The following is a 17,726-nucleotide window of genomic DNA, read 5'->3' on the forward strand; positions in this document are numbered from 1 at the left end:
GACTTTGTACAAATCTGCATACCTCTTGCTCACATTTATTTCAATTCTGCAACGGTCACGCCAAATCCACCTTCACTTGGCATGCCGTTCCTATATGATGACACATTTTTATGTTGTTTTAAATGTTTTTGCACACCTTTTTGAAGTGCGCCTGTGCCTTTACCATGAATAATATATACTTGTTCATAATTACTTAATACAGCTTGGTCTAAATATTGATCAACTGCAACCATGGCTTCATCATAGCGGTAGCCACGTAAATCAAGTTCCATTTTAATACTTTGACGATTTTCACGTTTAACCATTTTAGAAGGTGTTTCTTTCGTCTTTTGTGTTTTTTCTAAATCACTGGTTGGTAATTTCATTTTAATGATGCCCATTTGAACAACCGCTTCATTATCAGCTAGTAATTCTAATATTTCGCCTTTTTGGCCATATGTCAGAACTTTTACTTCATCGCCAACCTTAATTTCATCCCATTTTTTCTTTTCAACATTTTGCTTTATAGACTTAGCTTCATATTGATCATCTAACTGTTTCTTTTTATTGATAAGCTCATGTTCTTTTACATCAGCACCTTTTTTATCTCTAAGTTCGCGTAATTCTTTAATGATTTCATCTGCTTCTTGGGTAGCGGCTTTCACGCGTTGATTGGCTTTTTCTTTGGCTTCACTCATTAATTGTTTCTCTTGATTACGATATTTATCGTACTCTTTTTCAAGTTCATCATGTGTTTCTTGAGCTTCTCTTAATAAGCCATCTAATTCAATTCTCTGTTCGTCTACACGTTTAGAATTTTGTTCTAATGAAGCAATCATTTCATTTATTTCTTGCTCATCTTGTCCTATCATTGCTTTCGCATTTTGAATCACTTTCATATTAAGTCCTAATTTTTTTGAAATATCAAAAGCATTAGAACGTCCCGGTACACCCATGAGCAATTTATATGTTGGGCTTAATGTATTAACATCAAACTCTACGCTAGCATTCATCACACCTGATCTATTGTAACTGTATGCTTTAAGTTCAGGGTAATGCGTTGTCGCCATTACTAATGAACCTATTTCATGAACATGATCTAAGATACTCATCGCTAAAGCTGCACCTTCGCTTGGATCTGTTCCAGCACCGAGTTCATCAAAAAGAATCAAACTATTTTTAGTTGTATGCTGTAAGATTTCAACAATATTTTTCATGTGTGATGAAAAAGTTGAAAGTGATTGTTCAATAGATTGCTCATCTCCGATATCACAATAAACGTTTTCAAAAATGCTTAGTTTACTACCGTCTAATGTTGGTATCAACATCCCTGATTGTGCCATCAAAATAACGAGTCCAAGGGTTTTTAGTGTTACAGTTTTACCCCCTGTATTAGGACCAGTGATAATCACAGTTTCAATATCGTCTGCAAATTCAATTGTATTTGCTACAACAGTATCTCTATCTAATAATGGATGAAATGCCTTGGGTAAATAAACAGTTCGCTCGTTCGTAAACTCAGGTTTCGTACCTTTGATTGATCGTGCATAACGTGCTTTAGCGGTTAAAAAGTCAATTTGCCCCATAATATTTTCTGAAATTAAACAAGCGTCTGCTTCAGCCGCTACATAACCCGTTAACTCAGTTAAAATACGTTCACGTTCAGCCGCTTCATCGTTTCGTAGACGACTGATTTGGTTATTCATTTCAACGATAGACGAAGGTTCAATATAAAGTGTTTGCCCAGAAGCTGATTGATCATGAACGATGCCATTAAAATCTTGACGATATTCTGCTTTTACTGGAATAACATTGCGTTCATTACGTACCGTTATAATAGCATCTGACAATTTTTTCTGATTAGCTTGACGCTTAACAATTTTGTCTAAGTTTTGTTTTATCCGTTGCGTCGTACCAGAAATTTTACTCCGGATACCTTGTAATTCGTAACTAGCGTTATCAAATAAGTCATTAGCATCACATTTTTGATGGATATTTTGATACAATTCTGAAAGCACAGGTAATTGTTCCATCCTATCGTGAAGAATAGCATAATTCACTATTTCTTCTTCTTCTAATAAATTGTTATAAAATGTCTTATATTGATTTTGAATTTGAATTAAACGTTTAATTGCATTGAGTTCTTTAACACTTAATACACCACCGATTGTCGCCCTATGAATCAGTGAAGAAATCTTAGACAATCCACTCAAACTGGGTAAACGATGTTTATTATATATTTGAGCAATTTCATCCGTTTCATTCATTTGAAATTCGACAGTTTGAAAGTCAGTTGCTGGTACCATTCCAACAACTTTTTCTCTACCTAAGTCACTCATGGTTTCTTTTTCAACAAGTGCTTTTATTTTATCGAATTCTAAGACATTTAATGATTTTTGTCTCATATAATCCCTCTATTTCTTCAATTTTATATTATTTTCAATAAATGTTTTAAAGGATGCTCTATCCATTGTATTAATCACGCTTTCTTTTTTTACAAATCCTTTTTGTGCAGTAGCTATACCGTATTTCATAAATTCTAAGTGATCTACATGATGCGCATCAGTATTAATCGTTAATTTAACATTAGGGTGTTTTTTAACGATATCTGCATTTAAGTCTAAGCGTTTAGGGTTCGCATTGATTTCTAAAATTGTATTTGTTTCTTCTGCGATTTCACATAATTTATCAATATCAGGTTCATAACCTGCACGTTTACCTATGATACGTCCTGTTGGATGTGCAATATGACGGACATAAGGATTACGACATGCTTGTTCTAGTCGATACATAATATCTTCTTGAGATTGGTTAAAACTTTGATGTATCGCTGCGATGACATAATCTAACTGTGCTAATATTTCATCATCATAGTCTAAACGGCCATCAGGCAAAATGTCCATTTCAATGCCTGAATATATATCAATGTCATCATATTTTTCGTTTAACGCTTTAATTTCTTCATTTTGTCGCAACAACCGCTCAACAGAAAGTCCATTGGCGACTTTTAAGCTTTGAGAATGATCTGTAATAACCATAAACTGATAACCTTTTGCGATATTGGCTTCAATCATATCTTCAATACTAAAAGCACCATCACTATATGTTGTATGCATATGAATATCACCATTGATATCATTGATATTGATAATATCTGTTAAATCTTTGTCAAATTCGCTACCATCTTCACGTAGTGCAGGTTCAATACAATTCACACCAAAGTGATTATAAATCTCTTCTTCACTGTTATATTGGATTAGTGTTCCGTTCGCTTTTTCTATACCATACTCACTAACCTTTTCGTTGTTTTCTTTTGCCAATTGACGAATTCGAATATTATGATCCTTTGAACCTGTAAAATGCTGTAGTGTATGGTAAAACGCAGATGGTTCGATTAATCTAAAATCTACGCCAATGGTTTCATCATCATAAGTTAACTCTAATGACACTTTTGTTGCTCCAACTGCCACTTCTTTAACCTTATTAGGAATCTTTAATAAAGCTTTTTGAACTTCTAAAGGTTGATTCGTACTTATAATATAATCTAAGTCTTTACTCATTTCCTTAAAGCGACGGAAACTACCTGCAACTTCATATTTTTCTATCGTTTCAATCGATGACAAATAGTCACAAATTTCTAAATTTAGTCCTCTCATTTGATCAATTGGATAACGCTCTTTTTTCGCTCCCAATGCTTTTACTGCTTCAAGAATATTCTTTTCAGTTTTCTTAGCGAATCCACTTAATTCACTTACTTTTCCTTCTTCACATGCTTTTTGCAACGCTTCTTTCCCATCAATATTAAGCGCTTTATATAATTTCGCTATTTTTTTACTACCGAGACCTTGTATTTTAAGTAATGGAATTAACCCTTCTGGCACCTCTTCTTGTAATGTTGCTAAAGTCGTAGAATTACCTGTTTCTCTATATTCATTGATCACGTCTCCTACACCCTTACCAATCCCTTTTAATTCTGTAACATCTTCAATTTGGTCTAAAGGCCGTTCATCTATTTCTAAACTTTGAGCTGCTTTTCTATAAGCTGAAATTTTGAAAGTGTTTTCGCCTTTTATTTCCATATATACCGCAATTTTTTCTAATAATTGAATAATTTCTTTTTTAGTCATTTGTTTCACTCCATAGAAAAAGGCCAAGACAGCATCACCAAACCATTTTGGTATTTCAGTTATGCCTTGACCCCCTAATTTTTTTAAATCTATAAATTTCACATCAATATCTTTATAGTTGCGTGATAAACATTGAGATAAATGGAATATGTAATAATATATGTTCTGCTATAATCGAATGAGAAAGTTGTTGTTGTATCGTCGCATTAGGATAAATTGCACAACTATATAACAAAATAACATTAATGCTTAACGATGGAATAACACTTAAAATCATACCACATAGCCTGCTCGTAATATTTGGTAACTTTTGTTTAAGCGTATAGTCAAATATAGCAATAATGCCATAACATATTATTTTTGTAATCAGAGCAATCGTTACAAATGCGACAATATGCTCAAAACGTTGTTGCAAATTATCAAATTGAAAAGCAAAATTCATATCGTAAGCACGTGTCTTTGGATATGGTACAAATAACTCCAAGCGTTGTGCTATTTGTAAATAATATCGTTGAGCCATCCACAAAGCAAAAATTGTTGTGCTCAAATGTATAGCTGATAACCATATACCTCTTCTAAATCCAATGATGCCAATATATATAAAGATGACAGCTATCACTATATCAATAATCATTAATCTTCACTGTGTTTCAATTGATTTATTTCTTGTCTTAAACGATCATTTTCTTCTTCTACTTGGACTTTTTCATGCATGATATTAACTGCAGTAAGAATGGCTTTTCTAGTTGTGTCTAAACCCGCACTTTTACTTGCTAACTCTTTAAGTCTCTCATCTACCAAATGTGCTACATAACGGATATGCTCAGGATTATCTTCTCCGACGATTGTATAATGTTGATCATTTATAGTTACGTTAATCCGATTTTTAAACTCACCCATATAATAACTCCTGACTTTTGTATTTTATTTCTAATCTAAATGTTTTTTACTTTGTTTATATTTATATGTTGGTAATTTATAATATTTATTACGAACTATTATACACGACAAGATATTTTTTTGTAAGAGGTGGGAATTGTTCTATTTGAAATATTCAATGATTATAAAACTATTGTTTAATAATCATTCATTAAAGTCATATTGCTAGTTATATCATAAATAGCTTACTTATTTAAATTTATGATATGATATGCATTGTTAAATTTTAAAATACGTTATACGAACAAAGAGAGGTCGCTAAATGACTAATATAGTACATAAATTAACAAATTCAGAAATACAACAATTAATGACTAAAATCAATTTTGATACGTCTAATCTTTCACAAGGTATGAAAGCACGTACAAAACATCGCAATACTGCGATTACGATATATAATTCTAATAAAGTAATGTTTCAAGGTAAAGATGCTGAAGCTGTAGTAAACGCTATATTACCTAATAAATCAGCTTCTCCCAAAAATAATACAAAACATGGTAGTACCAAACAAACTAAACAGCACATCTCCTATAACAAATTTCAATGTATCGGCAGTGACGAGGCAGGCAGTGGTGATTACTTTGGACCACTAACAGTTTGTGCAGCTTATGTATCAAAAAAACACGCTCAAATCTTAAAAACACTTGGCGTAGACGACTCTAAAAGACTTACTGATCCTAAAATAATAGAAATTGCCGAACAAATTATCACTTTCATCCCACATTCTTTATTAACAATGAATAATGAAAAATACAACGAGAAACAAAAAGCAGGTTGGTCTCAAGTTAAAATGAAAGCAGTTTTGCATAACGAAGCAATTAAAAATGTCGTTGCAAAAATTGACACAGACGAACTTGATTATATCGTTATTGATCAATTTGCTGAACCTGGCGTATATAAAAGATATGCACTTAGCGAACTGCCGTATGAAAATAAGACAAAATTTGAAACGAAAGGTGAATCAAAATCCATAGCAATTGCTGCTGCTAGTATTATTTCACGTTATGCCTTTGTGAAAAATATGGATCAACTTTCAAAGTACGCCAAAGTTGAATTACCTAAAGGCGCCAGTAATAAAGTAGATTTGGCCGCTGCAAAAATCATTGATAAAAAAGGTGTCCATTATTTAGATACCATGACCAAAAGACATTTTGCTAACAGAACAAAAGCCTTAAATTTAATAAATAAAAAGCATCAATAAACGCTTCCTTGTAAATCATAACGTTACTAATGCAAAATAAAGCCTTGAATCATAGCCACATGCGGCATAGATTCAAGGCTTTATTATATTATCTAATCGTTGCACCTTCTGCTTGTAAAGCTTCTAAAATACGGTCATGTACTTCATTTACTTTATCATCAGTAAGTGTTTGTTTGGTATCTAAATATGATAAACGCAGTGCAATTGATTTTTCATCTTCTGCCACATGTTCACCTTCATAAACGTCAAAGACTTCCGTTTTTTGTAAAATGTCGCCACCGTTATTTTTAATCACATTAACGATTTGCGCTGATGGTGTTGCACGATTAATGACTAGTGCAATATCTCTTGATACACCAGGGAATCTTGGTATTGGTTGATAATTAATGTAGCCTACTGAAACTGACATCAACTTATCGTAATTAAGTTCAAATACATAAGTTCGTTTTAAATCATAATCATTTTCAGTTTGCGGATGTAATTCCCCTACGAATCCAACAATTTCATTATCTAATTTAACCAATGCAGTTCTACCTGGGTGTAATCCAGCTATTTCACCAGCTTCATATTCAAATTGAATGTCTAAAATTTCTGCAATACGTTCAACGATACCTTTTGCTACAAAGAAATCAATTGCTTCCTTTTTATTTTGCCAAGTATTAACAGCATAATCTCCTGTTAGTATACCACTTAAATATTCTACTTCGTCTGGCAATTGATCTTCCTCATTGCCGAAGAATACACGGCCCAATTCATATAGCGCAACATGATGATTACTTCTAGCTACATTATAAGACACATCATCAATGAGATGAGGAATCAAACTTTGTCTCAAAGTAGCATGTGCTTCACTCATAGGCATCAACAATGATATAGTTGAGCGATCTTGCAATGCAAAATCAGTTGCACGTGCTTTATCTACAAGTGAATAATTAATCGCTTGGCTTAAACCGGCACCTTCTAATGTCGCTTTTACTATTCTTGTTTTTGCTTGTCTATCATTTAATGTACCCGGTGTTACATGTTCAAACACAGGTAACGTTGAAGGAATTTCATCATAACCGTATATTCGAGCAATTTCTTCGATTAGGTCTTCTTTGATTGTAATATCTTTACGACGAGACGGAACCATTACTGTTAATGTATTACCTTCTCGTGTTATTTCAAAGCCAAGTTGCACAAAAATCGCTTCAATTTCTTCTCTCGATAAATCAAAACCAATCGTTTTGTTCACTTTTTCAACAGTAATTTCAATCGGAGTAACAAATTGACCCAAGTCGCCTTCAGCTACTCGATCTTGTACCACCGTTCCACTCGCATATTGTTGTAGCAAATAACATGCTCTGTCCACAGCTTCATCTACAAATTCTGTTGCAATCCCTTTTTCAAATCGACTTGAAGCTTCACTACGCAAATTTAAACGTCGGGAAGTGTGTCTAATTGAAACTGGGTCAAAAATTGCACCTTCGATGATGACATTTGTGGTATTTTCAGTCACCTCTGAGAAATCACCGCCCATAACACCAGCAATTGCAATAGGGCTATCACCATTAGTAATAACAATATCACTTTCTTTTAATGTTCTCTCTTGATCATCTAGTGTTGTCATTTTTTCTTCTGCTTTGGCTTGGCGCACTTCTATTTGATCAGAGCCGATGTGGTCTTTATCAAACATATGCAGTGGTTGACCATATTCTAATAATACATAATTTGAAATATCTACAACATTATTGATTGGTCGAATACCTGCTTTAATCAATCTCATTTGCATCCATTCTGGTGATGGTTGAATTTGAACATTTTTTACTATTCTAGCACTATAGTATGGTACCTTGTCTTGGTTTTGAACACTAATACTTAATTCATCAGCGGCTTTTTCGTTTGTTGTCTCGCATTGTGTTTCAGGTTTTTTTAAAGGCATATTATAAAGTGCAGCTGTTTCGTAAGCTGTACCTATCATACTTAACGCATCTGCTCTATTTGGTGTTAAATCAAATTCCATAACTTGGTCATTTAAATATAAAGCCGTAAGTGCATCTGTTCCAGGTTTGACATCTGAGGTAAATACATATATGCCCTCTTCGAATTGCTTAGGAACAAGATTTGAAGAAATACCAATTTCTTGTAATGAACAAATCATGCCTTCTGAACGTTCACCTCGTAATTTTGCTCTTTTGATTTTTATTCCCCCGGGTAAACGTCCACCTACAGTTGCCACTATGACACTCTGTCCTGCATCTACATTAGGTGCACCACAAACAATTTGCACTGGTGCTTCTTCACCTATATCAACCTGACATAAACTTAGTTTATCTGCATCTGGATGCGGTGCTTTAGATTGAATATGTCCAACCACTAAATTTTTAATGTCTTTTGTGTAATCAATAATATCATCTACTTCAATACCTGTGCGTGTAATTTTTTCTGCTAGAACATTGACAGGTTGATTAATTTCTACAAATGTCTCTAACCATTCTTTTGAAATAAACATTATAACTCACCTCTATCTTCTACTGCTTTAAATTGGTCTAAGAAACGCACATCATTCGTATAGAAATGACGTATATCTTCAATACCATACTTGAGCATCGCAATTCTATCTGGTCCCATACCAAAAGCAAATCCTGTATATTTCGTTGCATCAAATCCAGCCATTTCTAGTACATTCGGGTGAACCATACCAGCTCCTAAAATCTCTATCCAACCTGTTTGTTTACAGACATTGCATCCTTCCCCACCACATTTAAAACAAGAAACATCAACTTCTACAGATGGTTCAGTAAATGGGAAGTAGCTTGGACGAAGACGAATTTCTCTGTCTTCACCAAATAATTGTTTGGCTAACAACTCTAATGTCCCTTTCAAATCACTCATTTGAATATTTTCGTCAACAACTAAACCTTCAATTTGCGTAAATTGATGACTGTGTGTTGCATCGTCAGAATCACGTCTATAAACTTTACCAGGACATAATATTTTCACTGGTCCTTGACCATTACGTTGTTCCATTGTTCTCGCTTGAACTGGTGACGTATGTGTACGCATTAAAATATCTTCTGTAATATAAAAACTATCTTGCATATCTCTCGCTGGATGAGATTTTGGTAAATTTAATGCTTCAAAATTGTAATAATCTTTTTCAACTTCATATCCATCAACAATTTCATAGCCCAATCCTAAAAATAAATCTTCAATTTCTTCAATCGTTCTTGTTAAAGGATGCTTAGCACCTATTGAAATTTTACGGCTAGGCAACGTTACGTCAATTTTTTCTTCTTCTAACTGTTGTTCTAATTTTGCATTTGCTAAAACCTCTCGACGAGATTCAATCTCACCTTCGATGGTTTGTCTCACTTCATTTACTTTTTGGCCATATGCTGGTTTCTCTTCATTTGATAATTCTTTCATATGTTTCATCAAACCAGTCACAGAACCTTTTTTACCTAGATATTTGACTTTGACATCTTGTAACTCTTTTTCATTTTGAGCTTCATTTATATCAACTAATGCTTGTTGTTTAATCTCGGACATTGCCTCTGTTTGTGCCATACTTTGCCTCCTATTTAAGATCTATATTTTCAAATAAACAATAAATGCATACAAAAAAGCTTTCATCCCTTGAAACTGGGACGAAAGCTTTCCGTGGTACCACCCAAATTTATGCACACGCATACACTTGTAATCTTTGATAACGGAAATGATTTCCGACTTAAATTTCTTTAAGTAACCAAAAAGATGAAAAAAACCAATCACAGCGGATTATCTTTCAGTCTATGAATAATCTCCCTTGAACAACTGTCTCAATTAGTTTACGTCTTTTTATAGGTTAATATTTTTCATTGATATTTGTATTATATACGAAGTTCATTCAAAGGGTCAACCTTTGAGATGATACAATAATATGCTACCAGCTATGGCAACGTTTAAACTTTCGGCTTGTCCATATATGGGAATGTTTAAATTCTGAGTCGTTTGTGTTAATAAATCAGGATTAACACCTTCTCCCTCATTTCCAAGGAGCAGTGCAAATCTTTCTTGATGTTGCAATTGATTATAAGGTATAGCGTTCTCTAACGCTGTACCATAAACATTTCCATTAAAACCATCTATAAATTCACTTAAGTCTCTAGTGATAATAGGAATATGAAAAACACTACCTTGACTTGCACGTAGTACTTTATCTTGATAAGGATCTGCGGTTCCTTTTTCTAGCACGATTAAATCAATACCTGCCGCATCCGCAGTACGTATTAATGTCCCCATATTGCCTGGATCTTGGATACGATCTAACAATAGTACTTGCTGGTATGCGCGTTCCTCATAATGTACTTTTTCTATAATCGCAAAGAATCCCTGTGGGGTTACCGTACCAGACAATGACTCCGCAACTTTTATATTTATTTCATATACTTCTTCTGCATCATTCACTAATTGCCCATCTAGTCTATCGATATCAATAGCGAATAATTGCAATATTTTTATATTACTCTTATATGCTTCATCAATTAAGTGTACACCTTCGATAAGTACATGACCTGTTTTATCTCTTTCACGTTTCTTTTTTAATTTATTTGCACTTTTAATTTTATTATTTTGTGCAGAAGTTATCATTTCCATAATATAGCCTCTTTATTTCAATTTTTAAATATATGCCTAATATTTGAACTTAATTGCTTACATCTTCTAGCTAAATCAAATTGATTTTCTATAATAATACTGTCTCCACTATAACTTACCATATCACCTTTTTCAGGCAAAACGTTATCTAGTAACCTAATCTTATATGTTTTGGCGAATTGTGGGTTGCTTTGATTCATAATTTGAAAATGTATGTGCGGTTCCATTGAGTTACCCGAATTTCCTACCCGTGCAATTAATTGCCCACGCCTTATATAATCTCCAACATTCACTTCAAAAGCGTCTGGTTTAAGATGTGCTATCATACTATACTCTTTACTTGCATGTTTAATAATGATGTAATTACCTTCAGGATGCTTCATATTATTTTCACCTGGTGGTGCATCTGGTATTCCATCTACAATATCTATGACAACGCCATTTGCTGGTGCAATCACGCTTTGACCATAACTATAATAACTTTCACAGCTATTAGGATTGCCTGATAAGTAAGATGATTTTTCACAAAAATTAAATCTAATGCATGACTTTGATTTTTGTATGCGTAATGATGGTTTAAAAGTTCATTTTCACCGCCAGCGTAAACAAACCAACTATTTAGAACTGGTATCGTATATCTTAATTTCGTTTCTTTATGCCTGTTTACCAAATTAATAGGCATAAGAACGAAACCAATAATTTCATGATATTTATTTAAAGTCACACTAATACCAGATGTTTGCTTAACATCCAACCATATGTATTCTTCTTTATAATTGAGGTGTATGTGTTTATATAATATATTTTTATGCCTGATTGTATTATAAGATTTCAATAATCTTTCTAATTCGTGAAAAGAAGAAATTTCTTGAAAATAATCACTAAATTGATTATACAACCATTCGCTATCACTTTTTTCTATTTTTTCAAAAATTACTTGTGCATTTATTTCAATCATCATTTACACAACCCATCAATTGTATATAACATTTGTATTATAAAATAAAAAATCGCTCAAAAATTATTATATGAATAATTAATGAACGATTAATCTCGGCTATACATTAGCCTTTAAATAAATGAAATTATTTAGATACAACTTCTTCACCTTTGTATGAACCACAGTTCTTACAAACACGGTGAGATAATTTGTATTCACCACAATTTGGGCATTCTGTCATACCAGGTACTGAAATTTTAAAATGCGTACGACGTTTATTTTTTCTTGTTTTTGACGTTCTTCTTTTTGGTACTGCCATGATATATCCTCCTTATATTCATACATTACTAAATTATTTTCAGACTCAATAATCTATTATACTATAAATTATTTAAATCCGCTATTGCTCTTCGTCATATAATTGTTGTAGTTTTTGAAGCCTAGGATCGATTTGCTCAGTTTCCTCTTCTTCAGCAAGCTCAACCGCTTGTTCCTCGTCAATAACTTCCCAACCATTACCTTCACGTAACATCTGATCGCTATTATTTGCAAAAGCGCGCATTGGCTTTTCTATAATAACAAGTTCTTCAGCAATATCTTTTAGATTAATCATGCCGTCTGTGGCATCATGATAATGCTCATCTTCCTCGTCATCACTTATATACGCGTTACCTTCTAAATCAAAAATTTCTTGTGATTTTATATCAATAGGAACTTCGACTGGTACTAACGTACGGGCACATGCCATCGTATAGGTTCCAGTTATATGCATATCTGCAATGACTTCATTTGATTTGACAGTTAGTTCACCCTCAACATCAATATCAGATAGATCTATTAAATCTAATGATTTTACTAAATGATCAAAATTCACCGTTTGATGGAACTCAAATGGCTTATCTTGGAATTTTCTTAATTGTGTTATTGACCATTTCATATGGCTTCACCTCTAACAAGCACAAAATTTATTTTAACTTTATAGATAAAAGTTGTCAAGATTTTTTCTTAACACAAATTAATCTGATACAATATCTATAATGAATTCTGAAAGGGAGAATTGCAAATGAAAAGCGTTGCACTAGTCACTGAATATAATCCTTTCCACAATGGTCACTTATACCATGCCCAGACATCAAAGTCAATAACTGATTCTGAAATATCAATAGCCATTATGAGTGGTAATTTTGTTATGAGAGGACAACCAGCTATATATAATAAATTTATACGCACCCGAATGGCATTGAATGCTGTCGATTTAGTCATTGAATTACCAGCAGTAGCCGCTTTATCAGCAGGCCAATATTTTGCAGAAACAGCTGTCCAAATAGCAAGTTATGTTGACACAGATCATCTATCATTTGGTAGTGAATCAGGTGACATCGATTCATTTCACGAATTGCAAAAAGACATTTCTAAAATAGAACAAACATCTGAATTTTTAATGAAACTAAAAGAAGGTAAAAGTTACCCCAGAATATTAAGCGAACTTTTAAACAATCATACGTTATTATCTTCTCCAAATAATACATTAGGTGTTTCTTATATGCGGGCAATTCAAAAGCTAGCACCACATATCAAACCTTGGACGATATCAAGAGAAAGTAGTCATCACCATGATTTCAACATTTCAAACCTAAATTTCGCTAGTGGCACTGCCATTCGCAATGCATTACAAACTCAAAACGATCTATGGAAATCGGTTGTTCCCAACTCAATACAACAGCTTTATCAAGAGCCACACGCGACTGTAGAAGATACGTTTCCGTATATTAAATATGCTATTTTAAGTCATACGACCCATTCATTGAAAAATATCTATACGATGAGCGAAGGATTAGAAAATCGCATCTTAGATAAAATCAGATATGCTTCATCATTCGAGCATTTAATGTCATTGATTAAAACAAAGAGATATACATATACGCATATACAACGTGTATTAATGAATATTTTACTAAACTTTCAACACCACCATAAACATAACAGCATAAAAGCAGTGCATATCCTTGGTATGTCACCAAAAGGTCAACAATATTTAAAATACTTAAAGCAAAAATTTCCAGAACGTCATTTCATTACGCAACTAAATCAACAAAATGCACATTTATTTGAGCAAGAAATCCATTCAACACACATTTACAATTTGCTTTCTAATCGTACAGAAACAGATTTTAATACACATGTATTACGCATTGAAGATTGAATAATTACTACTCGTAAAAATTTAAAATTTCTTTTCTAGTATAATCAGCCTGAAAATGAATTTATAAAAGTTTCATTCTCAGGCTAGTTTAAAGTGGTAAATTTTAATATTCGGCTCATTTTTTTGATAATATTTTATTTTAAACAATATTATATATCATTTATTGTTCGCAATTAGACGAAATAAAAAATAATGGATGCCTATATTAAATATCTTAAATCAACACTATGTATACAATTCAATTAACTTTTGTTCATCAACAGCATTTGACAAATCAACAAAATATTCGAGTTGCCATTTTTGACTAAGCTGTGCAACTTTGTTTAAATTATTTTCCCAACTCGGATAAACACGAAAAGCCATTTTCCCTTTGTTATTTTCAGAACTAATTATACCCTTATGCATGAGTATTTCTTTTCGAAAAATGAATTGTCCTTTTTGTACACCATCTATAATATTAACAACTAATTTATCTGCTATTTCATCATATGTAAAAGGTACATTGTTCCCTTGATTATTTTTATGCCATATTGCAACAAAATAGCCGTGTTTCTTTGGTGTTTTTTTAGCTAATCTACTTTTAAAAGTGATGTTATTAAAAATAAAATTGATAGCTTCATAATCTTGATTCCAGGTTTCTATATTTAAATCTTTCAATGAAAATGCTAATTTCGTTTCTTTTAATTTATCAAATAATAAACTCGAGTTAAAATTAATGATTATCACCCTTTTATATTCTATTGTTCACCGTGAAGTGCGCAACTTTATTTTCTCTCATTCTACTCAAAGCATAAAGAACCACTAACCCAACAAGTTGGGAAGTGGTTCTTTATCATTTCTTGAACTTTTCATTCAACGCTTTTTCAACATGTTCTGGTACAAAATCTGATACATTAGCCTTATATGCAGCCACTTCTTTCACTACACTCGAACTAATAAAGGAATAATTTGTACTTGTCATCATGTACATAGTTTCTACATTACTATTTAACTTCTTGTTCATTGAAGTCAATCTCAATTCATATTCAAAATCACTTACAGCTCTTAATCCTCTAATAATTGTTTGCGCACCAATTTCATCACAAAAATCGACAAGTAATCCATTAAAATGATGTACTGTAACATTATCAAGGTGTTTTACAGATGCTTCTATTAATTCAATGCGCTCATCAACTGAAAAGGTCCCCGACTTGTTGTTATTTTTCAAAACACAAATATGCAATTCATCGAAACGATCGGCACTCCTATCAATGATGTCAATATGACCATATGTAATTGGATCAAAACTTCCTGGAATCACTGCTTTAGTTGTAGACATTTTAATCTCCTTTTTCTAATAACAAAGTGTCTGTTAATCCATAATGATATCTTTTAATCACATGAAATGATTTTGTATCAATATCTTCTTTATGATTGAACTCACAAACGATAATACCATTTTCTTTTAATAAATTAAACTTTATAATTCCGTCCAGTGCTTCATCAATTAATCCTTTATCATAAGGTGGGTCTAAAAATATAACATCAAATTGCATCGCTCTTTTTGAAAGTGCCTTAAGGGCTCTATCTGCATTATTCTTATATACTTCCGCTTGGTCAGAGATGTTTAAATGTTGAAGGTTCGCTTTGATGATTTTTATTGCTTTAAAATTTTGATCTACAAAAATCACTTTTTCCATTCCCCGAGACAATGCTTCAATACCCAAAGCACCACTTCCAGCAAATAAATCTAACCCGATACCTGATACTTCATGTAGGCTGTTAAAAATACCTTCCTTAACTTTGTCCATCGTAGGCCGAGTGTTACGGCCTTCCATACTTTCTAATGGTTTACTTTTATGGATTCCAGAAATCACTCTCATTGAGAAACACTTCCATTCTTTAAGTTATTTTTATATAATACATACTGCATGAAAGGAGGGGCAAAATGAAACAAGCATTTATACAATTGGGCGAAGGCCTTACGGACTTATTTGAATTTACAACACTTATTGAATACAATCATGCAAGAATTGAGCATATCGTTTATTTCCACACCCCTACTTTTGATAAACAATTATCTTCAGTGGCTATTATTATGAAACCTACACATGGTAAACATTTCCAAGCGATGTATATTATGGTAAACGCGGTTAAATATCCATATCCTCATTCAAACAAAAAATTCGATTTAATTAATGAACAAGCAACACGTTTTAATATTGATGTAAAAGAAATTGATGTGCAACCACCAGAGCATTTTCATTCCAACAGTATTTATTTCAATTATCTAATCAGTGTATTGCGACTTCAAAGATGGATACCACCATTGCAATAATCGTAAATAAAACAAAGTCACGTAGCTATATATAAATCTAATGTGACTTTGCTTGTTAATTAAAATTTTATTTAAGTATCATGTAATCAAGAAAATTCATGTTGTTCTTTGGGATATTCCTTTTTAAGATATTTATAAGGTGAACCTGCAATATGTTTTACATATTTTAAGTTCATAAGTTTATCTACAATTGCGTCCGCTTCTTCTTCATTTATATACATAATAACATAGCGATGTAGCTTATTCGTACTGACAATATGTCCAAATTTTCTAATTTGGCGTTCGTGTTTCATATGTTTTAAATATATAACTAAACTTGTTCTAGATACAATATTCATACAATTATCACTCCATTTATTAGCCACTTTATAATATCATGTCTAATTCGATTAATAAATAACAATTATTTTGAACAATAGCTAACATTTGCTATATTACCGTATATACTCAAATCAAGGAGGATTTGCGCATGACAACAATCAACAAATTAATAAAAGGTGCGTTTCTAGGTACAGTTGGTTTAGTAGGTAGTGTTATCTTCTTTTCTAAATATAAAGTTAAACCTATGAACCAAGAAATCCCGCCCTTTTTCTCTATGCCTGCACCGTATATCTTTGCACACCGTGGTGGCATGGCAGTAAGGCCTGAACTGACAAAACTCGCATTTGACAATGCTTTATCACATCACATTGACGGATTCGAAATTGATGTGAGATTGACTAAAGATCAACAATTGGTGGTTTTTCATGATGCAGACGTTGATCGTACGACAAATGGTTCAGGAAAAGTAGCAACACATACTTTAACAGAATTAAAGCAATTAGACGCAAGTTACCATTTTACTGATTTAAACGGGTCAACACCTTATCGTAATAATACTGACGCTAAAATACTAACTTTTGATGAATTATTAAAATTATATCCTAATACACTTATAAATGTTGATCTTAAAGATGATTCACAAAGTGATCAAGGTAAATTGGCACCTAAAATCATTCATGATATCATTGTTAAAAACCACGCGCAAAATCGTGTTTTAGTTACTAGTTTTCAAAGTGATCAAATTGAAAGATTCAAAAAAGAAAGTAACTACACAATAGCTATTGGAGCAAGTCAGAGCGAAGTGGCAGAAGGCTTCTTAAAATTCAAATCAGGTTTAGGCGATACATTTAAACCACAAGCACATACGTTTCAAATGCCAGTGACGTTTAATGGTATTAAATTGACTTCACCTAAATTTATACAGTGGTTGAATGAACGCAACATCGTCCCTGGCTTTTATGGTATTAATAATCTTGATTTAATGAATGATTTAGCCAAAAACGGGGTGCATACTATAGTCACAGATAGGCCTGATTTAGCAGAACGTTTTAAAAACACCTATCAAAATAAATAGTTATATA

Annotated in this window: 19 protein-coding genes; 4 read left to right on the forward strand and 15 right to left on the reverse strand. The window is 32.6% G+C overall.

Annotated features, from left to right (window positions below; all coding sequences use genetic code 11):
- Positions 1-35 precede the first annotated feature (35 nt).
- The 4 genes from NST87_RS08425 to zapA all read right to left on the reverse strand — a co-directional run bounded on the left by NST87_RS08425 (position 36) and on the right by zapA (position 5,006).
- A complete protein-coding gene (locus tag NST87_RS08425; protein WP_019469292.1) occupies positions 36-2,384 on the reverse strand; it encodes an endonuclease MutS2 in 2,349 nt (782 codons plus the stop codon).
- Positions 2,385-2,393: 9 nt separating this feature from the next.
- A complete protein-coding gene (gene polX, locus NST87_RS08430) occupies positions 2,394-4,106 on the reverse strand; it encodes a DNA polymerase/3'-5' exonuclease PolX (RefSeq protein ID WP_026034796.1) in 1,713 nt (570 codons plus the stop codon).
- A 112-nt stretch (positions 4,107-4,218) separates the two neighbouring features.
- On the reverse strand, positions 4,219-4,740 hold the full coding sequence (locus tag NST87_RS08435; RefSeq protein WP_040030538.1) for a CvpA family protein: 522 nt from the start codon (positions 4,738-4,740) through the stop codon (positions 4,219-4,221).
- Positions 4,740-5,006 (reverse strand): cell division protein ZapA, encoded by a 267-nt coding sequence (zapA, locus tag NST87_RS08440; protein ID WP_019469289.1) that lies wholly within the window; start codon positions 5,004-5,006, stop codon positions 4,740-4,742. The genes NST87_RS08435 and zapA overlap by 1 nt, the downstream gene beginning before the upstream one ends.
- A gap of 301 nt (positions 5,007-5,307) precedes the next feature.
- Between zapA and rnhC the strand changes: the two genes are divergently transcribed.
- A complete protein-coding gene (gene rnhC, locus NST87_RS08445; protein WP_340721572.1) occupies positions 5,308-6,246 on the forward strand; it encodes a ribonuclease HIII in 939 nt (312 codons plus the stop codon).
- A gap of 88 nt (positions 6,247-6,334) precedes the next feature.
- Here the strand turns inward: rnhC and pheT are convergent, their stop codons facing one another.
- From pheT to NST87_RS08480, 7 genes are all read right to left on the reverse strand, one after another.
- A complete protein-coding gene (gene pheT / locus NST87_RS08450; protein ID WP_064263884.1) occupies positions 6,335-8,737 on the reverse strand; it encodes a phenylalanine--tRNA ligase subunit beta in 2,403 nt (800 codons plus the stop codon).
- Positions 8,737-9,795: a phenylalanine--tRNA ligase subunit alpha gene (gene pheS, locus NST87_RS08455; protein WP_040030535.1), complete on the reverse strand. Its 1,059-nt coding sequence runs from the start codon at positions 9,793-9,795 to the stop codon at positions 8,737-8,739. The genes pheT and pheS overlap by 1 nt, the downstream gene beginning before the upstream one ends.
- A gap of 327 nt (positions 9,796-10,122) precedes the next feature.
- A complete protein-coding gene (locus tag NST87_RS08460) occupies positions 10,123-10,863 on the reverse strand; it encodes a TrmH family RNA methyltransferase (RefSeq protein WP_019469285.1) in 741 nt (246 codons plus the stop codon).
- Between the two features lie 17 nt (positions 10,864-10,880).
- Positions 10,881-11,321 carry a M23 family metallopeptidase gene (locus NST87_RS08465; RefSeq protein ID WP_340721574.1) on the reverse strand — a complete coding sequence of 147 codons (441 nt, stop codon included), beginning with the start codon at positions 11,319-11,321 and terminating at the stop codon, positions 10,881-10,883.
- Positions 11,318-11,824, reverse strand: a complete 507-nt coding sequence (locus NST87_RS08470) for a hypothetical protein (RefSeq protein WP_340721575.1) — start codon at positions 11,822-11,824, stop codon at positions 11,318-11,320. Before NST87_RS08470 ends, NST87_RS08465 begins: the two co-directional genes overlap by 4 nt.
- Positions 11,825-11,948: 124 nt before the next feature.
- Positions 11,949-12,122: a 50S ribosomal protein L32 gene (gene rpmF / locus NST87_RS08475; protein WP_019469283.1), complete on the reverse strand. Its 174-nt coding sequence runs from the start codon at positions 12,120-12,122 to the stop codon at positions 11,949-11,951.
- 81 nt (positions 12,123-12,203) lie between these two features.
- The gene (locus NST87_RS08480; protein WP_019469282.1) at positions 12,204-12,740 is read right to left on the reverse strand and encodes a YceD family protein; all 537 of its coding nucleotides are present in this window, start codon (positions 12,738-12,740) and stop codon (positions 12,204-12,206) included.
- Between the two features lie 126 nt (positions 12,741-12,866).
- Between NST87_RS08480 and NST87_RS08485 the strand changes: the two genes are divergently transcribed.
- Positions 12,867-14,006 carry a nucleotidyltransferase gene (locus NST87_RS08485; RefSeq protein ID WP_340721576.1) on the forward strand — a complete coding sequence of 380 codons (1,140 nt, stop codon included), beginning with the start codon at positions 12,867-12,869 and terminating at the stop codon, positions 14,004-14,006.
- Between the two features lie 225 nt (positions 14,007-14,231).
- Here NST87_RS08485 and NST87_RS08490 read toward each other — a convergent pair whose 3' ends face one another.
- The 3 genes from NST87_RS08490 to rsmD all read right to left on the reverse strand — a co-directional run bounded on the left by NST87_RS08490 (position 14,232) and on the right by rsmD (position 15,868).
- Positions 14,232-14,732 (reverse strand): MepB family protein, encoded by a 501-nt coding sequence (locus NST87_RS08490; RefSeq protein WP_019469280.1) that lies wholly within the window; start codon positions 14,730-14,732, stop codon positions 14,232-14,234.
- 106 nt (positions 14,733-14,838) lie between these two features.
- On the reverse strand, positions 14,839-15,324 hold the full coding sequence (gene coaD, locus NST87_RS08495; RefSeq protein ID WP_019469279.1) for a pantetheine-phosphate adenylyltransferase: 486 nt from the start codon (positions 15,322-15,324) through the stop codon (positions 14,839-14,841).
- Between the two features lies 1 nt (position 15,325).
- Positions 15,326-15,868: a 16S rRNA (guanine(966)-N(2))-methyltransferase RsmD gene (rsmD, locus tag NST87_RS08500; RefSeq protein ID WP_019469278.1), complete on the reverse strand. Its 543-nt coding sequence runs from the start codon at positions 15,866-15,868 to the stop codon at positions 15,326-15,328.
- A 65-nt stretch (positions 15,869-15,933) separates the two neighbouring features.
- On the opposite strand from rsmD, the gene NST87_RS08505 reads away from it, so the two are divergent.
- Positions 15,934-16,323: a DUF7147 family protein gene (locus NST87_RS08505; RefSeq protein ID WP_019469277.1), complete on the forward strand. Its 390-nt coding sequence runs from the start codon at positions 15,934-15,936 to the stop codon at positions 16,321-16,323.
- Between the two features lie 86 nt (positions 16,324-16,409).
- Here the strand turns inward: NST87_RS08505 and NST87_RS08510 are convergent, their stop codons facing one another.
- Positions 16,410-16,661 carry a YlbG family protein gene (locus NST87_RS08510; RefSeq protein ID WP_019469276.1) on the reverse strand — a complete coding sequence of 84 codons (252 nt, stop codon included), beginning with the start codon at positions 16,659-16,661 and terminating at the stop codon, positions 16,410-16,412.
- Positions 16,662-16,792: 131 nt separating this feature from the next.
- On the opposite strand from NST87_RS08510, the gene NST87_RS08515 reads away from it, so the two are divergent.
- On the forward strand, positions 16,793-17,719 hold the full coding sequence (locus NST87_RS08515) for a glycerophosphodiester phosphodiesterase (RefSeq protein WP_340721577.1): 927 nt from the start codon (positions 16,793-16,795) through the stop codon (positions 17,717-17,719).
- Positions 17,720-17,726 lie beyond the last annotated feature (7 nt).

The organism is Staphylococcus sp. FSL W8-0271 (genome assembly GCF_038006605.1).
In the GTDB taxonomy this organism is placed as follows: Bacteria; Bacillota; Bacilli; order Staphylococcales; family Staphylococcaceae; genus Staphylococcus; species Staphylococcus cohnii.

Coding starts and splice junctions, on each gene's coding strand:
- zapA (WP_019469289.1), bottom strand. CDS start 5,006: ATGGGTGAGTTTAAAAATCGGATTAACGTAACTATAAATGATCAACAT.
- pheT (WP_064263884.1), bottom strand. CDS start 8,737: ATGTTTATTTCAAAAGAATGGTTAGAGACATTTGTAGAAATTAATCAA.
- NST87_RS08485 (WP_340721576.1), top strand. CDS start 12,867: ATGAAAAGCGTTGCACTAGTCACTGAATATAATCCTTTCCACAATGGT.
- NST87_RS08425 (WP_019469292.1), bottom strand. CDS start 2,384: ATGAGACAAAAATCATTAAATGTCTTAGAATTCGATAAAATAAAAGCA.
- pheS (WP_040030535.1), bottom strand. CDS start 9,795: ATGGCACAAACAGAGGCAATGTCCGAGATTAAACAACAAGCATTAGTT.
- polX (WP_026034796.1), bottom strand. CDS start 4,106: ATGACTAAAAAAGAAATTATTCAATTATTAGAAAAAATTGCGGTATAT.
- rsmD (WP_019469278.1), bottom strand. CDS start 15,868: ATGAGAGTGATTTCTGGAATCCATAAAAGTAAACCATTAGAAAGTATG.
- NST87_RS08435 (WP_040030538.1), bottom strand. CDS start 4,740: ATGATTATTGATATAGTGATAGCTGTCATCTTTATATATATTGGCATC.
- NST87_RS08515 (WP_340721577.1), top strand. CDS start 16,793: ATGACAACAATCAACAAATTAATAAAAGGTGCGTTTCTAGGTACAGTT.
- rnhC (WP_340721572.1), top strand. CDS start 5,308: ATGACTAATATAGTACATAAATTAACAAATTCAGAAATACAACAATTA.
- rpmF (WP_019469283.1), bottom strand. CDS start 12,122: ATGGCAGTACCAAAAAGAAGAACGTCAAAAACAAGAAAAAATAAACGT.
- NST87_RS08460 (WP_019469285.1), bottom strand. CDS start 10,863: ATGGAAATGATAACTTCTGCACAAAATAATAAAATTAAAAGTGCAAAT.
- NST87_RS08480 (WP_019469282.1), bottom strand. CDS start 12,740: ATGAAATGGTCAATAACACAATTAAGAAAATTCCAAGATAAGCCATTT.
- NST87_RS08510 (WP_019469276.1), bottom strand. CDS start 16,661: ATGAATATTGTATCTAGAACAAGTTTAGTTATATATTTAAAACATATG.
- NST87_RS08470 (WP_340721575.1), bottom strand. CDS start 11,824: ATGATGATTGAAATAAATGCACAAGTAATTTTTGAAAAAATAGAAAAA.
- NST87_RS08505 (WP_019469277.1), top strand. CDS start 15,934: ATGAAACAAGCATTTATACAATTGGGCGAAGGCCTTACGGACTTATTT.
- coaD (WP_019469279.1), bottom strand. CDS start 15,324: ATGTCTACAACTAAAGCAGTGATTCCAGGAAGTTTTGATCCAATTACA.